The sequence below is a fragment of the Burkholderia sp. AU33423 genome, assembly GCF_002223135.1.
In the GTDB taxonomy this organism is placed as follows: Bacteria; Pseudomonadota; Gammaproteobacteria; order Burkholderiales; family Burkholderiaceae; genus Burkholderia; species Burkholderia lata_D.
On sequence record NZ_NKFH01000004.1, the window covers coordinates 1968794 to 1991668 of the forward strand.

17 protein-coding genes and 1 tRNA gene are annotated in these 22875 nt (G+C 66.8%); 8 read left to right on the forward strand and 10 right to left on the reverse strand.

The genetic code is table 11. From position 1 onward, the window contains the following. The 4 genes from fixL to CFB50_RS11900 all read left to right on the forward strand — a co-directional run bounded on the left by fixL (position 1) and on the right by CFB50_RS11900 (position 6586). Entirely contained in the window at positions 1 to 2517 is a 2517-nt protein-coding gene (fixL, locus tag CFB50_RS11885) for an oxygen sensor histidine kinase FixL (protein WP_089445949.1), read from the forward strand. Further along, entirely contained in the window at positions 2514 to 3152 is a 639-nt protein-coding gene (gene fixJ / locus CFB50_RS11890; RefSeq protein ID WP_006493245.1) for an oxygen response regulator transcription factor FixJ, read from the forward strand. The genes fixL and fixJ overlap by 4 nt, the downstream gene beginning before the upstream one ends. A gap of 239 nt (positions 3153 to 3391) precedes the next feature. Continuing rightward, positions 3392 to 4252, forward strand: coding sequence for a bifunctional methylenetetrahydrofolate dehydrogenase/methenyltetrahydrofolate cyclohydrolase FolD (folD, locus tag CFB50_RS11895; protein WP_089445950.1), 861 nt, complete (start codon positions 3392 to 3394; stop codon positions 4250 to 4252). 246 nt (positions 4253 to 4498) lie between these two features. Continuing rightward, positions 4499 to 6586: a M3 family metallopeptidase gene (locus CFB50_RS11900; protein ID WP_089445951.1), complete on the forward strand. Its 2088-nt coding sequence runs from the start codon at positions 4499 to 4501 to the stop codon at positions 6584 to 6586. A 60-nt stretch (positions 6587 to 6646) separates the two neighbouring features. Here CFB50_RS11900 and dinB read toward each other — a convergent pair whose 3' ends face one another. Beyond that, positions 6647 to 7810: a DNA polymerase IV gene (dinB, locus tag CFB50_RS11905; RefSeq protein WP_089445952.1), complete on the reverse strand. Its 1164-nt coding sequence runs from the start codon at positions 7808 to 7810 to the stop codon at positions 6647 to 6649. A 165-nt stretch (positions 7811 to 7975) separates the two neighbouring features. On the opposite strand from dinB, the gene CFB50_RS11910 reads away from it, so the two are divergent. Continuing rightward, the gene (locus CFB50_RS11910) at positions 7976 to 8668 is read left to right on the forward strand and encodes an aspartate/glutamate racemase family protein (RefSeq protein ID WP_089445953.1); all 693 of its coding nucleotides are present in this window, start codon (positions 7976 to 7978) and stop codon (positions 8666 to 8668) included. A 198-nt stretch (positions 8669 to 8866) separates the two neighbouring features. Continuing rightward, on the forward strand, positions 8867 to 10354 hold the full coding sequence (locus CFB50_RS11915; RefSeq protein ID WP_256978954.1) for a DUF1911 domain-containing protein: 1488 nt from the start codon (positions 8867 to 8869) through the stop codon (positions 10352 to 10354). A 155-nt stretch (positions 10355 to 10509) separates the two neighbouring features. On the opposite strand, the gene CFB50_RS11920 is transcribed toward CFB50_RS11915, so the two are convergent. Continuing rightward, positions 10510 to 10586, reverse strand: a tRNA-Met gene (locus CFB50_RS11920). A 182-nt stretch (positions 10587 to 10768) separates the two neighbouring features. Here CFB50_RS11920 and xth point away from each other — a divergent pair. Then, positions 10769 to 11545 carry an exodeoxyribonuclease III gene (gene xth, locus CFB50_RS11925; RefSeq protein WP_089445954.1) on the forward strand — a complete coding sequence of 259 codons (777 nt, stop codon included), beginning with the start codon at positions 10769 to 10771 and terminating at the stop codon, positions 11543 to 11545. A gap of 23 nt (positions 11546 to 11568) precedes the next feature. Here xth and CFB50_RS11930 read toward each other — a convergent pair whose 3' ends face one another. From CFB50_RS11930 to glnA, 4 genes are all read right to left on the reverse strand, one after another. After that, the gene (locus CFB50_RS11930; protein WP_089445955.1) at positions 11569 to 13683 is read right to left on the reverse strand and encodes a prolyl oligopeptidase family serine peptidase; all 2115 of its coding nucleotides are present in this window, start codon (positions 13681 to 13683) and stop codon (positions 11569 to 11571) included. Between the two features lie 89 nt (positions 13684 to 13772). Continuing rightward, complete coding sequence (gene ntrC, locus CFB50_RS11935; protein ID WP_089445956.1) at positions 13773 to 15290, reverse strand: nitrogen regulation protein NR(I); 1518 nt, start codon at positions 15288 to 15290, stop codon at positions 13773 to 13775. Positions 15291 to 15336: 46 nt separating this feature from the next. After that, positions 15337 to 16479 (reverse strand): nitrogen regulation protein NR(II), encoded by a 1143-nt coding sequence (gene glnL / locus CFB50_RS11940; RefSeq protein WP_069248373.1) that lies wholly within the window; start codon positions 16477 to 16479, stop codon positions 15337 to 15339. A 160-nt stretch (positions 16480 to 16639) separates the two neighbouring features. Next, the gene (gene glnA, locus CFB50_RS11945; protein ID WP_039364811.1) at positions 16640 to 18055 is read right to left on the reverse strand and encodes a type I glutamate--ammonia ligase; all 1416 of its coding nucleotides are present in this window, start codon (positions 18053 to 18055) and stop codon (positions 16640 to 16642) included. Between the two features lie 405 nt (positions 18056 to 18460). Between glnA and CFB50_RS11950 the strand changes: the two genes are divergently transcribed. After that, positions 18461 to 18925, forward strand: a complete 465-nt coding sequence (locus CFB50_RS11950; protein WP_069248374.1) for a rhodanese-like domain-containing protein — start codon at positions 18461 to 18463, stop codon at positions 18923 to 18925. Positions 18926 to 19040: 115 nt separating this feature from the next. Here the strand turns inward: CFB50_RS11950 and CFB50_RS11955 are convergent, their stop codons facing one another. The 4 genes from CFB50_RS11955 to CFB50_RS11970 form a co-directional block, all read right to left on the reverse strand. Continuing rightward, positions 19041 to 19856, reverse strand: a complete 816-nt coding sequence (locus tag CFB50_RS11955; RefSeq protein ID WP_089445957.1) for a competence/damage-inducible protein A — start codon at positions 19854 to 19856, stop codon at positions 19041 to 19043. Continuing rightward, positions 19853 to 20680, reverse strand: a complete 828-nt coding sequence (locus tag CFB50_RS11960) for an EI24 domain-containing protein (protein WP_069248376.1) — start codon at positions 20678 to 20680, stop codon at positions 19853 to 19855. Before CFB50_RS11960 ends, CFB50_RS11955 begins: the two co-directional genes overlap by 4 nt. A gap of 111 nt (positions 20681 to 20791) precedes the next feature. Then, positions 20792 to 21766: a sterol desaturase family protein gene (locus tag CFB50_RS11965; RefSeq protein WP_089445958.1), complete on the reverse strand. Its 975-nt coding sequence runs from the start codon at positions 21764 to 21766 to the stop codon at positions 20792 to 20794. Between the two features lie 16 nt (positions 21767 to 21782). Then, complete coding sequence (locus tag CFB50_RS11970; protein ID WP_089445959.1) at positions 21783 to 22772, reverse strand: YVTN family beta-propeller repeat protein; 990 nt, start codon at positions 22770 to 22772, stop codon at positions 21783 to 21785. Positions 22773 to 22875: the final 103 nt, after the last annotated feature.

Below are 22875 nucleotides of genomic sequence, written 5' to 3' on the forward strand. Positions count from 1 at the left end.
ATGTTGACCGATCGGCTTTTCGCACGCTCGGCGCGACCGTCGGGCCCGCCGGCGGAGTCGCAGCCGTCCCGTTGGCACCACGGACCGTGGTGGTCCAATTCCTATTTGCTGACGCCCCTGCTGTCGATCCTGGTGTTCCTGGTGGTGATGAGCCTCATCCTGTGGAGCCTCAATCGCCGCGAACAGCAGCAGCAGGAAGACACCCTCTTCCGTAACGTCGCGTGGGCGCAGCAGCAGATCCGCCTGTCGATGACGGGCGCGCAGGAACAACTCCAGGCGCTGTCGCGCGATCTCGCCTCCGGCCGCCTCGACCAGAACGCGTTCCAGATGGCGGTCGCGGACGTGATGCAGACGCATCCGGAAATCCTCTACCTGAACTGGTACACGTCGCCCGGCGTGCAGCGCTGGCCGACCGTGCATCCGCCGCTGCTCGGCCAGCGGCTCGCGAAGCCCGGCGAAGCGCAGATGCAGGACGCCGTGCGCGGCGCGTACGACGAGGCGCGCAGCACGCGCCGTCAGGCGTATTCGCCGCTGATCTACGACGACTTCGGCAACGGCTTCATCACGCTGCAGACACCCGTGATGCGCGGCGACCGCGAGTACCTCGGCTCGATCGCCGCGGTGTTCTCGGTCGAAGGCATCCTGAAGCACGACATCCCGCAGGAGTTGTCGTCGAAGTACAAGATCTCGATCACCGACGCGAACAACCGCGAGCTGTCGTCCACGTCGACGCGCCCGCGCCTGCCGCGCGACTCGCACTACGACCTGCCGCTCGATCCGCCCGGCCAGGGGCTGACCGTGCGCGTGTACGCATTCCCGCAGCTCACGAACCTGACCAACAACACGCTCGTATGGCTCGTCGCAGGCCTGTCGTGCTTCGTGCTGTGGAGCCTCTGGAGCCTGTGGAAACACACGCGCCAGCGCTTCGAGGCGCAGCAGGCGCTGTACGCGGAAGCGTTCTTCCGCCGCGCGATGGAGAACTCGGTGCTGATCGGCATGCGCGTGCTCGACATGCACGGCCGCATCACGCACGTGAACCCCGCGTTCTGCCGGATGACGGGCTGGGACGAAACCGACCTCGTCGGCAAGGTCGCGCCGTTCCCGTACTGGCCGCGCGACGCGTACCCGGAAATGCAGCGCCAGCTCGACATGACGCTGCGCGGCAAGGCGCCGAGCTCGGGCTTCGAGCTGCGCGTGCGGCGCAAGAACGGCACGCTGTTCCATGCGCGCCTGTACGTGTCGCCGCTGATCGACAGCTCGGGCCGCCAGACCGGCTGGATGTCGTCGATGACCGACATCACCGAGCCGAAACGTGCGCGCGAGGAACTGGCGGCCGCGCACGAGCGCTTCACGACGGTGCTCGAAAGCCTCGACGCCGCGGTGTCGGTGCTGGCCGCCGACGAAGCCGAGCTGCTGTTCGCGAACCGCTACTACCGCCACCTGTTCGGCATTCGTCCGGACGGCCATCTCGAGCTGTCGGGCGGCGGCTTCGACCGCGCGCAGGCATCGTCCGACTCGATCGACATGGTCGACGCGTTCGCGGGCCTGCCGGCCGCCGCGCTGACGAGCAGCACCGCCGATGCGCAGGAGGTGTACGTCGAGAGCATCCAGAAGTGGTTCGAGGTACGCCGACAGTACATCCAGTGGGTGGACGGCCACCTCGCACAGATGCAGATCGCGACCGACATCACGACCCGCAAGAAGGCACAGGAACTCGCGCACCAGCAGGAAGAGAAGCTGCAGTTCACGAGCCGATTGATGACGATGGGTGAAATGGCGTCGTCGATTGCTCACGAATTGAACCAGCCGCTCGCCGCGATCAACAACTACTGCTCGGGCACGCTCGCGCTCGTGAAGAGCGGCCGCGGCACGCCGGAGACGCTGCAGCCCGCGCTGGAAAAGACCGCGCAGCAGGCGCTGCGCGCGGGGATGATCGTCAAGCGGATCCGCGAATTCGTGAAGCGCAGCGAGCCGAAGCGCCAGCCGGCGCGGGTCGCGGACATCGTCGCCGACGCGGTCGGGCTCGCCGAAATCGAGGCCAGGAAGCGCAGGATCCGGATCGTCACGGAAATCCTCGCAAGAATGCCTATTATTTATGTCGACCCCGTGCTGATCGAGCAGGTGCTCGTGAACCTGATGAAGAACGCGGCCGAGGCAATGGCCGACGTGAAGCCGGCGTCGGTGGACGGCGTGATCCGCGTCGTCGCCGACATCGACGCGGGCTTCGTCGACATCCGCGTGATCGACCAGGGCCCGGGCGTCGACGAAGCGAGCGCCGAGCGCCTGTTTGAACCGTTTTACAGCACCAAGTCCGATGGCATGGGCATGGGGCTGAATATCTGCCGTTCGATCATCGAATCGCATCGGGGGCGTCTGTGGGTGGTCAACAACGTCGAGCCGGATGGCCGCATATCCGGCGCAACGTTCCACTGCAGCCTGCCCATTGGGGAACCCGCTGATCTCGGCCAAGGGGGGCGCGAGGCATCGGCATCACATACCGTTACGGGAGAACTATGAATAGCCCTGTCACCACCACTCAGGAAACCGTCTTTGTCGTCGACGACGACGAGGCCGTACGGGACTCGCTGCGCTGGCTGCTGGAGGCGAACGGCTATCGCGTGCAATGCTTCTCGAGCGCCGAGCAGTTCCTCGATGCCTACCAGCCTGCCCAGCAGGCCGGCCAGATCGCGTGCCTGATCCTCGACGTCCGGATGTCGGGCATGAGCGGCCTCGAACTGCAGGAGCGCCTGATTGCCGACAATGCCGCGCTGCCGATCATCTTCGTCACGGGTCACGGCGACGTGCCGATGGCCGTCTCGACGATGAAAAAGGGTGCGATGGACTTTATCGAGAAACCGTTCGACGAAGCGGAGCTGCGCAAGCTCGTCGAGCGGATGCTCGACAAGGCCCGAAGCGAAAGCAAGAGCGTCCAGGAACAGCGTGCCGCGAGCGAACGCCTGTCGAAGCTGACCGCGCGCGAGCAGCAGGTGCTCGAACGGATCATCGCGGGCCGTCTGAACAAGCAGATCGCCGACGATCTCGGCATCAGCATCAAGACGGTCGAAGCGCACCGCGCGAACATCATGGAAAAGCTCAACGTCAACACGGTGGCCGACCTGCTGCGCCTCGCGCTGTCGAAGAAGCAGGCCTGAGCGAGCGCCGGGCCGCGGCAGCGCTGCCCGCCCGGCCCGCAGCCAGTCCTGGCCGCCCCGCGCGATGCGGCCCACTCGCGCGGCGGCGGCCTTTCTCCCGGCGCGTGAGCGCCGCGGCCATGACGCTTCCTGCTTATTCGTTGTCGGACGGCGGCAGGCGAACGGTATAATCGCGTGCTTTGCTGCGACGCTTCGGGCGCCGCACGACCGCATTCCAACTTCCCGGCAGGACCACCACCATGACAGCCCTCCTCATCGACGGCAACGCCCTTTCGAAGACCCTGCGCGCACAGGCCGCCGAACGCGCCGCCGCCCTGACCGCACGCGGCCACCAGCCCGGTCTCGCGGTGATCCTCGTCGGCGCCAACCCGGCGAGCGAAGTCTACGTGCGCAACAAGATCAAGGCGTGCGAGGACAACGGTTTCTTCTCGCTGAAGGATGCGTACCCGGACACGCTGTCGGAAGCCGACCTGCTCGCGCGCATCGACGCGCTGAACCGCGATCCGAAGATCCACGGCATCCTCGTCCAGCTGCCGCTGCCCAAGCACATCGACAGCCACAAGGTGCTCGAGGCGATCGCGCCGGAGAAGGACGTCGACGGCTTCCACGTCGCGAACGCCGGCGCGCTGATGACCGGCAAGCCGCTGTTCCGCCCGTGCACGCCGTACGGCGTGATGAAGATGTTCGAGGCGCACGACATCCCGCTGCAGGGCGCGAACGCGGTCGTGATCGGTCGCTCGAACATCGTCGGCAAGCCGATGGCGATGATGCTGCTCGACGCCGGCGCGACCGTGACGATCTGCCACAGCAAGACGCGCGACCTCGCCGCGCACACGCGGCAGGCTGACATCGTGGTCGCCGCGGTCGGCAAGCGCAACATCCTGACCGCCGACATGGTGAAGCCCGGCGCGACGGTGATCGACGTCGGCATGAACCGCGACGACGCGGGCAAGCTGTGCGGCGACGTCGACTTCGCCGGTGTGAAGGAAGTGGCCGGCCACATCACGCCGGTGCCGGGTGGCGTCGGCCCGATGACCATCACGATGCTGCTGATCAACACGATCGAAGCCGCCGAGCGCGCCGCCGACGCAGCCGCCTGAGCGCCTGCCCCATTCAGCCGGCGCGCGGTTCCGCGCGCCGGCGCCTCGCCGGCCTCGCCGGCCGCATCCTGTCGGCCGCGCCACCCGACGCTTCTCCCCCATTCGACCCCGCACCAATCGCGTCGTTAGAAACTAACGATTGGAAAGCGCGCGATGCGCCCCAATAATGTCGATATCGGGCGCCGCATTGCCTTGCGCGCCCTACCCTTTTCACTCCGGTTCATCCGGCAACAGACAGGGAGTCTTATGTCCGCCAGCGCCAACACCAACCCGCTGCTCGATTTCTCGGGCCTGCCCCGCTTCGGCGAGATCCGCCCGGAACACGTGACGCCCGCGCTCGACACGCTGCTCGATGACGCCAACCGTGCGGTCGAGACGGCAAGCGCAGCCGCGACGCCGGCAACCTGGGCTGCAGTCGTCGAGACGGTCGAGCGCGCGACGGAGCCGCTCGGTCGCGCGTGGGGCATCGTCGGCCACCTGAACGCGGTTGCCGATACGCCCGAACTGCGGGCCGCCTATGGCGAGAACCTGCCGCGCGTGACCGAATTCTGGTCGAGCGTCGGCCAGAACCTCGCGCTGTACGAGAAGTACAAGGCGATCGCCGCAAGCGCCGAATACGCAACGCTGTCCACCGAACGCAAGAAGATCCTCGACAACGCCCTGCGCGATTTCCGCCTGTCGGGCGCCGAGCTGCCCGAGGACCAGAAGCCGCGTTTCGCCGAACTGCAGGAACAGCAGGCCGCGCTGTCGAAGGCATTCTCCGATCACGTGCTCGACGCGACCAACGCGTACGCGTACTTCGTGCAGGACGAGGCCGATCTGGCCGGCCTGCCCGGCGACGCGATCGAGGCCGCCCGCGAAGCCGCGCAAAAGGATGCCAAGGAAGGCTGGAAATTCACGCTGCACTTCCCGTCGTACTTCCCGGTGCTGCAATACGCCGACAACCGCGCCCTGCGCGAGACGCTCTACCGCGCCTACGCAACGCGCGCATCGGAACTCGGGCCGCAGTATGGTGACGGCAAGGCCGAATGGGACAACACGGCGATCGTCGCCGATGCGCTGAAGCTGCGCCGCGAAGAAGCGCTGATGCTCGGCTTCCGCAACTTCGCCGAAGTGTCGCTCGCGCCGAAGATGGCCGAATCGCCGCAGCAGGTGATCGCGTTCCTCGAGGATCTCGCGACGCGCGCGCGCCCGCACGCGGACAAGGACTGGGACGAGCTGCGCACGTTCGCCGCGAAGGAACTCGGCCTCGCCGAACTCGCGCCGTGGGACGTCGCATTCGCGGCCGAAAAGCTGCGCCAGCAGCGCTACGCGTTCTCGGAAAACGAGGTCAAGCAGTACTTCCCGGAACCGGCCGCGCTGAAGGGTCTGTTCACCGTCACCGAGACGCTGTTCGGCGTGCAGATCAAGCCGGACGACGCGCCGGTGTGGCACAAGGACGTGCGTTTCTTCCGCGTCGAGAACCGTGACGGTTCGCTCGTCGCGCAGTTCTATCTCGACCTGTACGCGCGCGAAGGCAAGCGCGGCGGCGCATGGATGGACGACGCGCGTTCGCGCGCGAAGCGCGGCAGCTCCGTGCAGACGCCGGTCGCGTATCTCACCTGCAACTTCTCGGCGCCGGTCGGCGGCAAGCCCGCGTGCTTCACGCACGACGAAGTCATCACGCTGTTCCATGAATTCGGCCACGGGCTGCACCACATGCTCACGCGCGTCGACGAGCTCGGCGTGTCGGGCATCAACGGCGTCGAATGGGATGCCGTCGAGCTGCCGTCGCAGTTCATGGAAAACTTCTGCTGGGAATGGGACGTGCTGTCGTCGATGTCGTCGCACGTCGACACGGGCGCCACGCTGCCGCGCGAGCTGTTCGACAAGATGATCGCGGCGAAGAACTTCCAGAGCGGGCTCGGCACGCTGCGCCAGATCGTGTTCTCGATGTTCGACATGCTGCTGCACGTCGACTTCGACCCGGCGGGCGCCACCGGCGTGACCGAATTCGCGCGCGAGATCAACGAGCGCTATCACGTGATCCCGCAGGCCCCCTTCTCGCGCTGGCCGAACACGTTCAGCCACATCTTCGCGGGCGGTTACGCGGCCGGCTATTACAGCTACAAGTGGGCCGAGGTGCTGTCGGCCGACGCGTATGCGGCGTTCGAGGAAGCGGCGGCCGCGAGCGGCAGCGTGCTCGATGCGGCGACCGGCACGCGCTATCGCCGCGAAATCCTCGAGGTCGGCGGCAGCCGCCCGGCGATGGATTCGTTCAAGGCGTTCCGCGGCCGCGAGCCGCAGATCGATGCACTGCTGCGCCACAACGGGATGGCCGCGCCCGCGCACTAAGCGCGCCGCCTGGCCCTTTCCGCTGCATGGAAACAAAGCACCGCTTCGGCGGTGCTTTTTTCATGGTGCCGGCGACGCGTCGTCGAACAGCGAGAACTGCCCATGGCGCTCGGCGGTATCTTCGTCGATGCGCACGCCGACGCCGAGCAGCCGCACCGCCTGCGCACGCCGTTGCAGCCCCTTCGCGAGCAGCGTGACGGCCGTGTCCGCATTCGTCGCATCGGCCACGCACTCGACCGTCGTGCGCTGGAAATCGGCGAAGCGGATCTTCACGTACAGCTTGCGGATCGAGCGCGCGGCGCCCGCCCGTTCGATCCGCGCGTCGAGCTGCACGACGAGGCGGCGGATTTCGTCCGCGCACTGCTCGAGCGTCGTCAGGTCGGTCACGTAGGTCGTCTCGACGCTAACCGACTTGCGCTCCTGGTCGGCCTGCACGCGCCGCTCGTCGATCCCGCGCGACAGTTCGTACAACCGCCGCCCGAACGCGCCGAATTCACGGTGCAGGTCGATCAGCGGCCAGTCGCGCAACTGCGCGCAGGTCTGGATGCCGAGCCGGTCGAGCCGCGTGGCCGTCACCTTGCCGACGCCGTGCAGCTTGCGCACCGGCAGCGCCGCGACGAACGCGTCGATCTCGTGCGGCCGCACGACGAACAGCCCGTCGGGCTTGTTCCAGTCGGACGCGATCTTCGCGATGAATTTGTTCGGCGCGACGCCGGCCGACACGGTCACGCCGACCGTGTCGAACACGCGCTGGCGGATCTCCCGCGCAATCAGCGTGGCACTCCCCTGGCACCGCTCCGACCCGCTGACGTCGAGGTACGCCTCGTCGAGCGACAGCGGCTCGACGTCCGGCGTGTAGTCGCGATAGATCGCCATGATCTGCCGCGACGCCGCGCGGTACTTGTCCATCGCGGACGGCAGGATCAGCAGGTCCGGACACTTGCGCATCGCCAGCGCCGACGACATTGCCGAATGCACGCCGTAGCGCCGCGCCTCGTAGTTGCAGGTCGCGATCACGCCGCGCTGGTCGGGCCGGCCGCCGACGGCGAGCGGCCGGTTGCGCAGCGACGGGTCGTCGCGCATCTCGACCGACGCGTAGAAGCAGTCGCAGTCGCAATGAATGATCTTGCGCATGCGCGGCGGCGCGTCGCCGGGCGGCGACGCGTGCGGATCGGCAGGCGGGATGGTGGTCGGGTTCACGGTGTCGATACTGTACAAAAACACAGTGCCGGTTTCAACCGCCGCGTACGCCCGGGGCCGGCCGTCCGCAACCGGCCGTCCGCAACCAACTGCGCCGTACCGGCCCGGTTTGCGCGGATCGTACCGGCCGGGCACGCGCAGCGGCACCTATACTCGTCTGCCGCGATACACGAAACGCAAAGGTGACGGATGAAGACGATCGGACTGATCGGCGGCATGAGCTGGGAATCGTCGGCAGAGTACTACCGGATGATCAACCGGTACTCGAAGGCATTGCACGGCGGGCACCACAACGCGAAGAGCGTGCTGGTCACGGTCGATTTCGCGGAGATCGAAGCGCTGCAGCGCACGCACGACTGGGCCGCGCTCGGCGAACGGATGGCCGACGCCGCGCGACAGCTCGAGGCGGCCGGCGCCGATCTCGTCGTGCTGACCACCAATACGATGCATCGCGTCTGCGATGCGATCGAAGCCGCGGTGACGCTGCCGTTCCTGCACATCGCCGATCCGACCGGCACTGCGCTGCGCGATGCGGGCGTCGAGCGCGTCGCGCTGCTCGGCACGCGCTACACGATGGAGTTGCCGTTCTACGCGGAGCGGCTGCGCGAGAAGTTCGGGCTCGACGTGCTGGTGCCAGACGAACGCGGGCGCGACGACGTGCACCGGATCATCTACGACGAGCTGTGCCACGGCATCGTCTCGCCGGAATCTCGCGCGACGTACGTGGCGATCATCGAGGAACTGGCCCGGCGCGGCGCGCAGGCCGTGATCCTCGGCTGCACGGAAATTACGCTGCTGATCGGTGCGGACGACTCGCCGCTGCCGGTATTCGATACGACCGCGCTGCATGCGAAGGCGGCCGTCGAGTGGGCGGCGCGCTGACACGCACGCGGCACCTGCCACCGATACGGCGGCTTCACTGAAATCCGCGGCCAGCCGCATACACCGATCGATCCGCTCCCGACCAGCCGGCGGACAAACCTCGACGCATGCGGCCAAGCGTTCGCAACGCGTCGCGCCGAACAGCTTGTTAGGATATCGACCTCGACCCTACCTCACCCGATCAGGACGATTCGCCGCATGGGAAATCGCGCATGGCTGTACCTTCGGAGCAACTCGGGCAACGGCGCCCGCATGACCCAGGTCGCCGAGGCCAACAACCACTTCCCGACCCTGTGGCGCATCCTGCTGGCCGACGGTGCCCGAGGCGCGGCGATCGCCGATCAGCGCGTGTTCGGCGATGCGGGCACCGACAACCTGACCAGCGATGCCGACGCCGCCGTGGCGCGGCTGGGTACGCTCTCCACCTTCCTTGGACAGCATGCGCGGCGCGGCGAGACACCGTGGCTGGCACGTCAGCTCGACGGCGCAGCCCGGTACCTCGGCGAGCAGGCGGCGCGCCTGACGGAAAACGGCGAGCCTGCGGGCTTTTCGGCCAATCTCGACGAGTTGTCGTGGCTGTCCGACGATGACGACTTCATCGCGACCACCCGCGAATCCTGCCACGCGACCTGGATGCAGATCCAGGCGTGCATCGCAGCCAACGACGCGCGAGGCGTACGGCATCTGCTCGGGATCAACGGGCCGGGTGACTGGGTCTGGGGATTCGGCTTCGGCGGCTTGTCTCACGCGTACTTCTCGCGACAGCAGCCGCCTCGCGACACGACCTACGACGATTTCGTCGCGTCGGGCAGATTGTTGGCCGACGACCTGCGCTGCGACGCCAGCGGCTCCGACGCGTTTCGTGCGAAGCGGCGCCAGCGATTCCTGAGCGAGGACTATTTCGACTGGCTGCAGCCGTATCTGGACGAGCGCGTCGCGTACTGGTCGGAAAACATCTCGCCGGTGGGCAGCACCGAAAACGAACAGAAGGCGCTGACCGCACGCCATCTCGTGTCCGGTTACTACCCGCGCTTCCTGCTCATGTACACGAGCGGCATGGACCTGACGCTGCTGCGCGATGCGCTCGAACCGGTGATCGCCGCGTACGAGCGCTGCACCGACGCGTGCCGCGCGCACGAGGAAAACGATCGCCAGCCGCCACTCTGGTTCGACAGCATCGAAGACTACGAGACCGTGATGCAACTGATCGGTTTCTGTTACCTGTTGCATCGCCGCGACCTGCTGCCGCGCATCGTCGCGATGTTCGATCCCGCCTATCGCGCCCGCGATACGCTGTACGAAGACCTGCTCGCGTACGAACTCGAAGGCCGCGCCGATGTCGACCAGTGGTATCACGACGTCCCGTATCGTCCGCTCGTCTTCAGCTTTTACCGCGACACGAAGGCGGAATCTATCGACGACATTGCCACCTATCTCGACACCTGGTATCCGGCGATGCACGACGCAACGTGGCACGACGGGCATCTCGACGTCCGTGTGAAGGGCAAAGGCAGAAAGATCTATTTCGGCTATTGGGCCGTCGAAGCGGCCGCGGCAGCCTATCTGCTGGCGCTCGACGACAGCAGCCTGCGCGATCGGCTGGTATATCCGAAGGATTTGGTCGACTTCGCACGCAGCCGCGATACCGATACGCAACCGGACACGGCGCCCGACGGCACGCGCTGATCGGAAAGGGCCCGGCAGATCTGCACGGGCCTGCGCATGCGGCGCATGCCGCATGCGCGTTTCGGCGCCGGAAAACAAAAAACCCGGCACGAAGCCGGGTTTTTCGTAGACGAAGTGCGCATCGGTCACTTGCGCTGCACATCGCCTAGTGTGCTTGGTTGCGGGGGTAGGATTTGAACCTACGACCTTCGGGTTATGAGCCCGACGAGCTGCCAGACTGCTCCACCCCGCGTCAGAGAAATAAATTATAGGGTGAGGAAGTACTCACGTCAACACTTTTGTCACAATTTCTTCTCGGTTCATCGAAACGGCCGCGCGCGGCGCCTCTCCCGCCCCGCATGATGCGCGCGTTCGCGCGGCGTGCTCGCGGTAAGATGGCGGCCTTCGCATTTACCCCGCACGCACACTCCGTTCATGAAAATCGCCACCTGGAACGTCAACTCGCTCAACGTCCGCAAGCAGCATGTGCTCGACTGGCTCGCGCACAGCGGAACCGACGTGCTGTGCCTGCAGGAACTGAAGCTGCCGGACGAGAAGTATCCGCGCGCCGATCTCGAGGCCATCGGCTACCGCAGCTGGTTCACGGGCCAGAGGACCTACAACGGCGTCGCGATCCTCGTGCGCGACACGCTCGCCGTCGACGAATCGGACGTCGTGCGCAACATCCCCGGCTTCGACGATCCGCAGCAGCGCGTGATCGCCGTGACGGTCGAAGGCGTGCGCATCGTGTCCGCCTATTTCCCGAACGGCCAGGCGCCCGACTCCGACAAGTTCGTCTACAAGATGCAGTGGCTCGACGCGCTGCAGGCATGGCTGCGCACCGAGCTGCAGCGCTACCCGAAGCTCGCGCTGCTCGGCGACTACAACATCGCGCCGGAAGACCGCGACGTGCACGACCCGGCGAAATGGGAAGGCCAGAACCTCGTGTCGCCGCAGGAGCGCGCCCACTTCGCGCAACTGATCGAGCTGGGTTTCGTCGACGCGTTCCGCCGCTTCGAACAGCCGGAGAAGACCTTCACGTGGTGGGACTACCGGATGATGGCGTTCCGCCGCAACGCGGGGCTGCGCATCGACCACGTGCTGCTGTCGCCGGCGCTCGCGGAAACCTGCACGTCGTGCGAAGTCGATCGCACGCCGCGCACGTGGGAACAGCCGTCCGACCACACGCCCGTCGTCGCGGTCGTCGGCTGATCTCCCGGGCAGCCCGCGCGCGTTCAGCGCCGCGCGGGCGCCGGCCCGAGATGGGCCCACAGGAACCCGAATTCGGCCGCATCGGCTTCCGCGCGTTCCAGATCGTCGGCGTTGCCGTGGCCGCCGTCGGTGTTCTCCCAGTACCACACCCGTTCGTGACCGAGCGCCTGCATGCGCGCGGCCATCTTGCGTGCGTGCGCCGGATGCACGCGGTCGTCGCGCGTCGACGTCGTCAGCAGTAGCGGCGGATACGTGACGCCTTCGCGCACGCGGTGATACGGCGAGTACGCGGCCAGCGCCGCCCCTTCGTGCGGATCGTCCGGATCGCCGTACTCGTCGAGCCAAGCGGCGCCCGCGTGCAGCTTCGGATAACGCCGCATATCGAGCAGCGGCACGCGGCAGAGCACCGCGCCGAACAGCGCCGGCCGCTGCACCATGCACGCGGCAACCAGCAGCCCGCCGTTGCTGCCCCCCTCGATGCCGAGCTGCGCGGCGGTCGTCACGCCGGTCGCGACCAGATCCTCGGCCACCGCGATGAAATCGTCGAAGGAACGCTGGCGATGTTCGCGCTGTGCATCGACGTGCCAGCGCGGCCCGAACTCGCCGCCGCCGCGGATGTGCGCGAACGCCATCACGCCGCCGCGCTCGAGCCATCCGATACCGAACGCATCGCTGTAGCCCGGCAGGTTCGGAATCGCGAAGCCGCCATAGCCCGACAGCAGGCACGGCCGCGCGACACGCGCGGCGCCGTCGGCCACGTCGAGCGCATCGCGCGGCCCGATCAGCGTGTACGGCACCATCGTGCCGTCTTGCGAACGCGCGCTCGCGCGGCGCACGACGAGCCCGGCCGCGTCGAACTGCACCGGCGGCCGGTCGAGCAGCACGCGGCGCGACGGCGCATCGTCCGCGCGATCGGCAAGATCGGCCAGCCAGCATTCGGGCGGATCGAGATACGTGTCGACGTCGACGTACACCTCGTCGTTCAGCGTCGATTCGACGGGCTCGACGTCGATCTGCGCATCGCCCGGCCCCGGCCACTCGAACGGCCGCGCGTCCCACGTCCACGTACCGTCGTCGGCCTGGCTCGGCTGCCACAGCATCGTGCGGTTGTGCACGTCGTCGAGCCAGCTCGCGATCAGCGTCGTGCGCGTGTGCGTCCACGTGCATGCGGACGTCGACGGTTGCGGCGCGAACAGCGTCGTGAGTTCGCGCGACCCGGCCAGAAACGCCTGCTCGCGGATCGCGAGCAGCGAGCCGCCCGCATGGCGAACGCCGTCGCAATCCCAGTCGAGGCGCGGCTCCAGCATGAGCCAGCCTTCCCAGAACCCGACCTCGACGTGGGTCGGTACGTCGTAGCGCACCCACTCGCCCGTCTCCGTCAAGCGGTACGCATGTGCGTCGAAGAAATCGACGCTGCGCCACGCGACGTGACGGTTGTCGATCGGATCGTATCCCGCACCCGCGCTGATGTCGTCGGGTTCGCCGCGGAAGACGACGGGCGCATCGGCGAGCGCGGTGCCACGCACCCAGCGCCGCGCCTCATACGGATAGCCGGCGGCGGTCGCATGCGCTTCGCCGCGATCCCAGCTCACGTAGACGGTATCGCGATCGATCCAGCCGACCGTGTGATGTCCCGGCTCGTCGATCGTGAAGCCGCCGTCGACGAAACGGCGTTCGACGAGATCGAATTCGCGCACGACGACCGCGTCGGCGCCGCCCGGCGACAGCGACAGCAGCGCGCGATCGCCGTCCGGATACAGGATCGCGTCCTGCTCGAACACCCACGACTCACCCTCCTCCGCACCGAGCGCGTCGACGTCGAGCAGCGTTTCCCACGCCAGTTTTCCCGCGCGCCAGTCGTCCCAGCGCGTGCGGCGCCACAGCCCCTTCGGATGAAGATCGTCCTGCCACAGGTCGTAGGCCCAGTCGCGCCAGCGGGTCGGAATCACCGGGCGCTCGCGCGGCAGGTACGCTTTGGCGAGGCGCGCCGTCAGCGCGCGATACGCGTCGTCGTCACGCAGCGCGGCGCGCGTGCGCGCATTCTGCTCGTCGACCCACGTGCGGGCGCGCTTGCTGTCGAGCGCTTCGAGGAAACGGAACGGGTCGGCCCCGGCGGGCCAGCGGAAGGAATCGGACATTGAGGATCGGCGGAATGGCAAACGGCGTGCAAACCGCGATTATGTCCGATCGCGGCATGCGCGACGCCCGCGCATGCCGCAAATCGTGCTCAGGGCTCCAGATGGAGTTCCTGGATCTTGCGCGTGATCGTGTTCCGGCCGATGCCGAGCCGCTCCGCGGCCTCGACCTTGCGGCCGCGCGTGAAGTCGAGCGCCTCACGGATCACGGCCGCCTCGAAGCGGCGTGCGAGTTCGTCCATCACGTCGGCCGAGTTCTCGCGCAACAGCCGTGCGACTTCGGTACGCAAGCCATGCTCCCAGACCGGATAGCCAGCCGGCGCACCGCCGTTCGGCGCCGCCCCGACGGGCGCGGACGCCCCCGCTGCGACACCGATCGCCGGTTGCGCGAGCGCCGTCTCGCCACCGCTGCCGCGCGCATCCGCACCGTCGCCCGTCGCGACCACCGGCGCACCGGCCGGCACGAGGTCGGGCGGCAGGTCCTTGATCTCGACCGTCTGCGCGGGCGCCATCACGGTCAGCCAGTTCGCGAGGTTCTCGAGCTGGCGCACGTTGCCGGGAAACGCCAGCGACGTGAGATAAGCCAGCGCTTCGTCGGACACGCGCTTCGGCTCGACGCCGAGATCGCGCGCGCTCTTCTGCAGGAAGTGGCGCGTGAGCAGCGCGATGTCCTCGCTGCGTTCGCGCAGCGGCGGCAGGCGCAGCCGGATCACGTTGAGCCGGTGGTAAAGGTCCTCGCGGAACAGCCCCTGCCGCACGCGCGATTCGAGATTCTGGTGCGTCGCGGCGATCACGCGCACGTTCGCGCGCAGCGGGTTGTGGCCGCCGACCCGATAGAACTGCCCGTCCGACAGCACGCGCAACAGGCGCGTCTGCAGGTCGAACGGCATGTCGCCGATTTCGTCGAGGAACAGCGTGCCGTTCTCGGCCTGCTCGAAGCGGCCCTGCCGCGTCGTCTGCGCGCCGGTGAACGCGCCGCGCTCATGGCCGAACAGCTCGGATTCGAGCAGGTCCTTCGGAATCGCCGCGGTGTTCAGCGCGATGAACGGCCCGTTCGCACGCGGGCTGTGACGGTGCAGTGCACGCGCGACGAGCTCCTTGCCGGTGCCCGATTCGCCGGTGATCAGCACGGTCGCGGCCGAGTGCGACAGGCGGCCGATCGCGCGGAACATGTCCTGCATCGCGGGCGCCTGGCCGAGCATCTCGGGCGCCTCGGCCACACGCTCGTCCTGCGGCGCGCCGCCGCGCAGGCTTTCTTCCACCGCGCGGCGGATCAGCTCGACCGCCTTGTCGACGTCGAACGGCTTCGCGAGATATTCGAACGCGCCGCCCTGGAACGCCGCGACGGCGCTGTCGAGATCGGAGAACGCCGTCATGATGATGACGGGCAGGCCCGGCAGGCGCTCGTGCATCGCCTGCAGCAACTCGAGGCCCGAGCCGCCCGGCATCCGGATGTCGGATACGAGCACCTGCGGGGTCTCGTGGTCGAGCGCGGCCAGCGCGTCACGCACGTTCGCGAAGCTCTTCGTCGCGAAGCTGTCCCGGGCGAGCGCCTTTTCGAGCACCCAGCGGATCGATTGGTCGTCGTCTACTATCCAGATCGGCTTCATAGGTCGGTCAGATATTGGTGAATCTGGTGAATCGCCATGCTGCCGCTCAATGGTCGAGCGGCAGCAGGATCTGAAATTCGGTACGTCCGGGCCGGCTTTCGACCTCGATCATCCCGTCATGCTGCTGCACGAACGTCTGCGCGAGCGTGAGGCCGAGGCCGCTGCCGTCGTCGCGCCCGGACACGAGCGGGTAGAAGATCCGGTCGCGGATTTCCTCCGGAATGCCGGGCCCGTTGTCGATCACGTGCAAGTCCAGTGCCAGCCGGTACAGGCGCTTCGCGATCGTCACCTTGCGCGCGATGCGCGTGCGCAGCTCGATCTTCGCGTCGCCCTGCGCGATGCGTTCGCGCAGCGCCTGCGCGGCGTTGCGCACGATGTTGAGCAGCGCCTGGATCAGTTGCTCCTTGTCGCCGCGCAGGTCCGGCACGCTCACGTCGTAGTCGCGCTCGATCGTGAGCCCGCGCGGGAATTCCGCCAGCATCACCGCGCGCACGCGTTCGCATACTTCATGAATGTTCACGTCGCCGACGATGTGCGGGTGCCGGTGCGGCTCCAGCAACCGGTCGACGAGCGTCTGCAGGCGGTCGGACTCCTTGATGATCACCTGCGTGTATTCGCGCAACTCGCCACGCTCGCGCTCGCCGAGCTCGAATTCGAGCAACTGGGCTGCGCCGCGAATGCCGCCGAGCGGATTCTTGATCTCGTGCGCGAGGTTGCGGATCAACTGCTTGTTGACCGCGGTCAGGTCGTGGATGCGCTCCTCGCGATCGGTGCGCGACTGCCGCTCGTTCTCGAACAGCTCGACGAGCACGAAATCGGGCGCGGTCTCGAGAAAGCCGACGATCGCGTGCACATGCAGCGGTTCGCGGCCGGGCCGGTCGAGCACGGTATCGAGGTGCGTCGCGTGAAAGCGTTCCTCGCCGATCGCGGTGATCGTCGATGCGAGCTCGTTCGCATTCGGAAAAATCTCGCCCCACGGCCGCTGCGCGAGCTGCCGGCGCGAAATGTCGAGCATCGCCTCGGCAGACGGATTCGCGAACGCGATCCGCAGCGTCTTGCGGTCGAGCACGATCACGACCGTCGGCAGCGCTTCCAGCCCCGCCAGCAGGCCCGAGCGTGCGAGCCGCTCGTCGTCCGTCAGTCGCTCGGGCTGCCCCGTTCTCGCCTTGATCAGATTCTTCAGAACCATCTGCGTGCTTGTCGCGCCTCAACGGGCCAGAAAAGGAAAATCACCGGAACAAAAAAGGGACGGCTGGACGCCGCCCCTTTCAGACTCCGCCGTTCCCGCCGCAGGCCGCGCGACGGGAACGAACCGGCATGACGGCGCTGAATCGAAGCGCCATCGCCGATTAGAGCGAGTAGTACATCTCGAACTCGATCGGGTGCGTCGTCATGCGGAACTTCGCCAGCTCCTGCTCCTTCAGCGCGAGGTACGCGTCGAGCATGCCGTCCGTGAACACGCCGCCACGGGTCAGGAACTCGCGATCCTTGTCGAGCGCTTCGATTGCCTGGTCGAGGCCCGCGCAGACGGTCGGGATCTTTGCATCCTCTTCCGGCGGCAGGTCGTACAGGTTCTTGTCCGCGGCTTCGCCCGGATGGATCTTGTTCTGGATCCCGTCGAGGCCTGCCATCATCAGTGCCGAGAACAACAGGTACGGGTTCGCCATCGGATCCGGGAAGCGCGTTTCGATACGGCGGCCCTTCGGGTTCGACACGTGCGGAATGCGGATCGATGCCGAACGGTTGCGTGCCGAGTAGGCGAGCTTGACCGGTGCTTCGAAGTGCGGGACCAGACGCTTGTACGAGTTCGTCGTCGGGTTCGTGATCGCGTTCAGTGCACGGGCGTGCTTGATGATGCCGCCGATGTAGAACAGCGCCAGTTCCGACAGGCCGGCATAGCCGTTGCCCGCGAACAGGTTCTGGCCGTCCTTCCAGATCGACTGGTGAACGTGCATGCCCGAACCGTTGTCGCCGACGACCGGCTTCGGCATGAAGGTTGCCGTCTTGCCGTACGAGTGCGCGACGTTATGGATGATGTACTTCGACCATTGCGTCCAGTCGGCGCGCTGCACCAGCGTCGAGAACTTCGTGCCGATTTCGTTCTGGCCCTGGCCCGCCACTTCGTGGTGGTGCACTTCGACCGGGATGCCGAGCTGTTCGAGCAGCAGGCACATTTCCGAACGCATGTCCTGGAACGTGTCGACCGGCGCGACCGGGAAGTAGCCGCCCTTCGTGCCCGGACGGTGGCCCGTGTTGCCGCCTTCGAACTCCTTGCCGGCCGACCACGGTGCTTCTTCCGAGTTGATCTTCACGAAGCAGCCCGACATGTCCGTGTTCCACTGGACCGAGTCGAAAATGAAGAATTCCGGTTCCGGACCGAAGTAGGCCGTATCGCCGATGCCCGTGCTCTTCAGGTACGCTTCGGCGCGCTTCGCGAGCGAACGCGGGTCGCGCTCGTAGCCCTTGCCGTCGGCCGGCTCGACCACGTCGCAGGTCAGAACCAGGGTCGACTCTTCATAGAACGGGTCGATGAAGGCAGCGGTCGGGTCCGGCATGAGCAGCATGTCCGACGCCTCGATGCCCTTCCAGCCGGCGATCGACGAGCCGTCGAATGCATGGCCGCTTTCGAACTTGTCTTCGTCAAACGCCGAAACCGGCACCGACACGTGCTGTTCCTTGCCGCGCGTATCCGTGAAGCGGAAATCGACAAACTTGACGTCCTCGTCCTTCACGAGCTGCATGACGTCGGCGACGGTTTTACTCATAACCTCTTCTCCTGATTGAACAATTCCGGCGGACTGGGAACCGCCTCGTTTATCGAGCTGACCGGGGTCTTGCTTTGGCGCAGCGCGCCCCGATTCGACCGAATCCTATAAAGCAGCTTCCGTGCCACCTATGCGCGAGATGGGCGCGAATCGCGCCAGCGCTCGTCGCGACGGGGCTGTGCTGCGCAATTCCGGGGCTCGGCTGCCCACCGCCTGCCAATCGAAAGCACCGCGATGGTGCAATCGTCGCAGCGCGCCCCACCTTTGGAATCATCTTGGTGCATGCGCACCATTCTGCACTCTTTTGGTGAGCGCGTGTGGGGTGCGCCCACCGTACCCCACGCGGATATCCGTGCCGCGACGCCGCGCTAGAATGTTTGTTTGACCGATAGGAGACTCCCCGCCATGAGTACGCTCGACCAGCTTTACGCGAAGGCCGACGAACGCCGCGCACAAGCCTCGCTCAACTACGCCGGGGCGCTGCTGCCGGCCGAGGCCTTCGAACTGCTGCAGCTCGATCCGTCGGCGCGCCTCGTCGACGTGCGCACCCGCGCCGAACTCGACTGGATCGGCCGCCCGCTCGTCGGCGACGGTCAGTACCTGCACCTCGAATGGACGCGCTACCCGGGCGGCGTGCCGAACGCCGAATTCGTCAACGAACTGAAGGCGGCCCTCCCGGCCGATACGCCCATCCTGTTCCTGTGCCGCAGCGCCGCGCGCTCGAAGCTCGCCGCGGTCGCCTCCACGCAGGCCGGCTTCACGAAGGCGTTCGACCTGCTCGAAGGCTTCGAGGGCGCAAAGGACGCCGAAGGCCACCGCAAGACGGTCGAAGGCTGGTGCTTCCGGAAACTGCCGTGGATCGGCGCCTGACGGCACGCCGCTCCCGCCGGTTGCGACAACCCCATCGTCGAGCCGGGCGATGACATGCCGATGACGGGCCGCGTTGCGCGGCCCGTGGCTTTTGTGCGGCCGGTCGGCGCTCCGCTCAGGCGCGCGGCGTATCGGGTTCGACGACGTCGCCGCCGAGCAGGTGCACGCCTTCGCGCAGCTTCACGTATGCGGCCGCGACTGCCTCCGGCTCACCCTTCACGCCGAGGTCGATGTGACGGCGCGCATAGATTCCGCCGCGCTCCGCATCGCCGACGCTCGGCAGGCTGAACACGCGCACGCCTGGGAAATCGCGCTCGATGCGCTCCATCAGCGGCGTGAGCGTCGATTCCGGCAGTTCGAACACGTACAGCGAGCGCTCCGCGTGCGGCGTCGCGTGATGCAGGTGCGCGTACTTCGTGTCGAGCACCCATTCGATCATCGGCCACGCCATCACCGGGAAGCCCGGCACGAAATGCAGATCGCCGACCGAGAAACCCGGAATCCGGTTGTAGCCGTTCGGGATGATCGTCGCGCCCACCGGGAACACGCCCATGTTGAAGCGGTGCTGGTTCTCCGGCGATTCGAAATCGACCGGCGTGGCCGGATCGGTGTGCGTTTCGCGGATCCGTTCGGAAATCAGCGCCTTCGCTTCCGGATGCAGCTCGAGCGGCACGCCGAGCGCGGCGGCCGCGCACTGACGCGTGTGGTCGTCCGGCGTCGCGCCGATCCCGCCCGTCGAGAACACGATGTCGCCCGACGCGATCGCACGTGCGAGGGTCGCCGTGATGCGCGCCGGATCGTCGCCGACGTATTCGGCCCAGTCGAGCGTGAGGCCGCGCGCGCCGAGCAGCTCGATGACCTTCGCCAGATGCTTGTCCTGCCGGCGGCCCGAAAGGATTTCGTCGCCGATGATGATGATGCCGATGCTCATGCCTGCCCCATGTCGATTGCGGTGGCGCGCGAACTCGCACGCAGGTCCTCCAGCGCGCGCAGGCAGTAATGCCCGAACCACAGCGCCGAGAAGACGAGGATGAAAGCGTAAACCCAGATCATGGCCGCCGCGACGAACGGGAACAGCACCATCATCCAGACCGACGATACCCACACGAAGGTCGGCACGGTGCCGAGCAGCCCGGTCGCGACGCCGATGCCGATCAGCGGCCAGCGGTGCTGCCGCACGAGCGCCCGGCGCTCGTCGCGGCTCGCGTGCAGCGCGAGCGCGTCGTAGGTCATCACGCGGTACGTGAGCCAGCCCCAGATCACCGGCGGCAGCAGCGCGAAGAACGGCGGAATCAGCCACAGCGGGATCGTGACGACCAGCACGACGACACCGGCCAGCGCCGCCCACAGCGAATTGAACACGCTGCCGAAGAAGGTGCCGCCCCGCTTCGGCTCGAGCGCCGCGAACTGCCGGTTCGCGAGGTGCTTGATCACGACCGGCATCGAAATCGTCGCGATCAGCAGCAGCACGGTCAGCACGATCAGCGGAATCGCGAGCGACACGACCACGAACGGCGCGACGACGGCATGCAGCTGCGACATGCCGATCGCGTCGAACGCGCGGTACAGCATGGCCGTCAGCACGAAGCCGTCGAGCGCGCCGCGTGCGAGGTCCAGCAAGGTCTGCCACGAGAACCACAGCACGACGCCCCACAGGACGGCCGAGACGAGAAACGGCATCAGGGTGAGCCACAGCATGCGCGGATGCAGTGCACTCGCCAATGCGCGGACGAAGGAACGCAGCAAGTCGTTCATGCGAGCCTGTATCGACGGAGAAAAACGGGGAAAGGATAAACCACGCGGCCCGCATGCGCCAAAGCACATGCGGGCCGCGTGGGAGAGCCGCTCAACGTGGGAATGGCCGGATCAGGCCGATGCCGCGCCGCGCTTGGCGGGGAACAGGCGCCGGAAGATCCGCACGAACGCGAGGCCGTGCTGCGCCCAGAAGCCTTCGCCGTAGGACACGCCCTCGACCTGGTCTCGGATGCCGGTCGGCTCGACCGTGCGGTTCCACGACGCGGTGCCGAACATCATGTCCCACCACGGGAACAGCACGCCGAAGTTGCAGCCGTACTTCGTGCCTTCATGGCCGTAGCCGACCGCGTGGTGGCGGCGGTGGAAGATCGGGCTCACGAGCAGGCGCTCGCCGAGCCAGCCGAACGGCAGCCGAGCATTCGTGTGCTGAATGCTCTGCATGAAGTTCGTGAACGCGGTCAGCACGACGAACTGCGACGGCGTCACGCCGATCACGAGCGCGATCGCCGCGAAGAAGCACGACTGGATCACGTCGTCGAGCACGTGGTTGCGGTCGTCGCACCACAGCGACATCTGGCGCTGGCTGTGATGCACCGCGTGCAGCTCCCACCAGATGCCGAACTTGTGCTGCCAGCGGTGATACCAGTAGCCGGAGAAATCGAGCACGACGAGATAGATCGCGAACGTGACGATCGGCTTCGAGGTCACGCCCGGCCACAGGTAGTCGAGGTTCAGGTTCGCCACGCCGTGCAGGCGCAGCCACGCCTGGAAGCTGTCGAACAGCGGCTGCAGCGCGAAGAAGAAGAACAGCGAGTAGATGCCGAGCTTCGCGATCGCCGTGTAGATCACGTCGACCCGCACGGCCCGGCGGTTCGTCCAGCGCTCGACGGGCAGCAGCGCCTCGAGCGGGCGCAGCAGCACGAACATCAGGACCATCTGCAGCGCACCGACGATCACCCAGTACAGCGCGTCGTAGGTGTCCTCGTCATAGTCCATCAGGTTGAACTTGAAGAGGAGCGGCTGCACCACGTCGACGTACAGCCAGGTCTGGATGTCCGATACGAATGCATCGATCAGGTGCAGCATCGTTCTCCCCCGCCCGTCACGCGCCGTTCGCGGCGCGCCACGGCGCGCGGTCGTAGAAATAGATGCCGTGCGGCGAGCGGCCGACGGCGATCGTCTGCACCAGCTTGCGCGAAGCAAGATCGATGATCCCGACCTTCTTCGCGAAGCGGAACGTCACCCACAGCGTCTTCTTGTCGGCGGACAGCTCCATGTCGTCCGGGCCCGGCAGCAGGCCGGTGATGTCGCCGACGTTGGTGAGCGAGTTCTCGTCGATGATGCTGATCGTGTTCGCGACCCGGTTCGTGACCGCGACGTGCGTGCCGTCGGCGAGCGAGCGGAAGTTGTGCGCGCCCTTGCCGGTGTAGATCTGCTTGACGACCTTCTGGTTGCGCCAGTCGACCACCGCGACGTAATCCGCGCCGGTCATGCCGATGAGCAGGTACTTGTCGTCCGGCGTGAGCCACAGGCCGGCCGGCACCTTGCCGACCTTCATCTTCCACTTGACCGTCTGCGTCGGCAGGTCGATCGCCGCGATCTCGCCGGAGACCTGCAGCGACACGAGCAGCGTCTTGCTGTCCTTCGTGAACGCGAGGTGGCTCGGCATCACCGCGAGCGGCACGCGCTTCACGAGCTTCAGGTCGCGGCCGTCGTAGCCGTAGATGTCGACGCGGTCGAGGCGCAGGCCGGCCGCCGCGAACCACTTGCGGTCCGGCGAGAAGCCGAGCTGGTACGGATCGTCGATCCCTTCGACGGTGCGCTGCAGCTTGCCCGTCTTCGGATCGAGGAACATCAGGCTGTTCGAGACCGAATTTGCAACGATCAGCGACGAATTGTCGGGCGTCGCCATCAGGTGATGCGGCTCCTTGCCGGTCGGCATCGTGCTGACGACTTCGCGGGTCTGCTGGTCAATCAGGGACAGCGTCGCTTCGGCCGAATTGAGGATGATCACGTTATTCGCGTGGGCGGCGGGCGCCAGCACGGCGGCGGCCAGCGCGAGCGTGCGGCCGAGGGAAAGGAAAGTGCGCATGAAGACTCACGTCGTGGAACAACCGTCATTGTAAAACGTTCAACCAGGCCGGCCGGTTGACCGAAGCCGGCATTGCGCCACTTCGACGCACGCCGCGGCGGCC

Excerpts from the sequence above, each read along its gene's own strand:
- CFB50_RS11970 (WP_089445959.1), bottom strand. The coding sequence starts at position 22,772 with ATGCGCACTTTCCTTTCCCTCGGCCGCACGCTCGCGCTGGCCGCCGCC.
- fixJ (WP_006493245.1), top strand. The coding sequence starts at position 2,514 with ATGAATAGCCCTGTCACCACCACTCAGGAAACCGTCTTTGTCGTCGAC.
- fixL (WP_089445949.1), top strand. The coding sequence starts at position 1 with ATGTTGACCGATCGGCTTTTCGCACGCTCGGCGCGACCGTCGGGCCCG.
- xth (WP_089445954.1), top strand. The coding sequence starts at position 10,769 with ATGAAAATCGCCACCTGGAACGTCAACTCGCTCAACGTCCGCAAGCAG.
- CFB50_RS11960 (WP_069248376.1), bottom strand. The coding sequence starts at position 20,680 with ATGAACGACTTGCTGCGTTCCTTCGTCCGCGCATTGGCGAGTGCACTG.
- glnA (WP_039364811.1), bottom strand. The coding sequence starts at position 18,055 with ATGAGTAAAACCGTCGCCGACGTCATGCAGCTCGTGAAGGACGAGGAC.
- CFB50_RS11910 (WP_089445953.1), top strand. The coding sequence starts at position 7,976 with ATGAAGACGATCGGACTGATCGGCGGCATGAGCTGGGAATCGTCGGCA.
- CFB50_RS11915 (WP_256978954.1), top strand. The coding sequence starts at position 8,867 with ATGGGAAATCGCGCATGGCTGTACCTTCGGAGCAACTCGGGCAACGGC.
- CFB50_RS11965 (WP_089445958.1), bottom strand. The coding sequence starts at position 21,766 with ATGCTGCACCTGATCGATGCATTCGTATCGGACATCCAGACCTGGCTG.
- CFB50_RS11955 (WP_089445957.1), bottom strand. The coding sequence starts at position 19,856 with ATGAGCATCGGCATCATCATCATCGGCGACGAAATCCTTTCGGGCCGC.
- folD (WP_089445950.1), top strand. The coding sequence starts at position 3,392 with ATGACAGCCCTCCTCATCGACGGCAACGCCCTTTCGAAGACCCTGCGC.
- CFB50_RS11900 (WP_089445951.1), top strand. The coding sequence starts at position 4,499 with ATGTCCGCCAGCGCCAACACCAACCCGCTGCTCGATTTCTCGGGCCTG.
- CFB50_RS11930 (WP_089445955.1), bottom strand. The coding sequence starts at position 13,683 with ATGTCCGATTCCTTCCGCTGGCCCGCCGGGGCCGACCCGTTCCGTTTC.
- glnL (WP_069248373.1), bottom strand. The coding sequence starts at position 16,479 with ATGGTTCTGAAGAATCTGATCAAGGCGAGAACGGGGCAGCCCGAGCGA.
- ntrC (WP_089445956.1), bottom strand. The coding sequence starts at position 15,290 with ATGAAGCCGATCTGGATAGTAGACGACGACCAATCGATCCGCTGGGTG.
- CFB50_RS11950 (WP_069248374.1), top strand. The coding sequence starts at position 18,461 with ATGAGTACGCTCGACCAGCTTTACGCGAAGGCCGACGAACGCCGCGCA.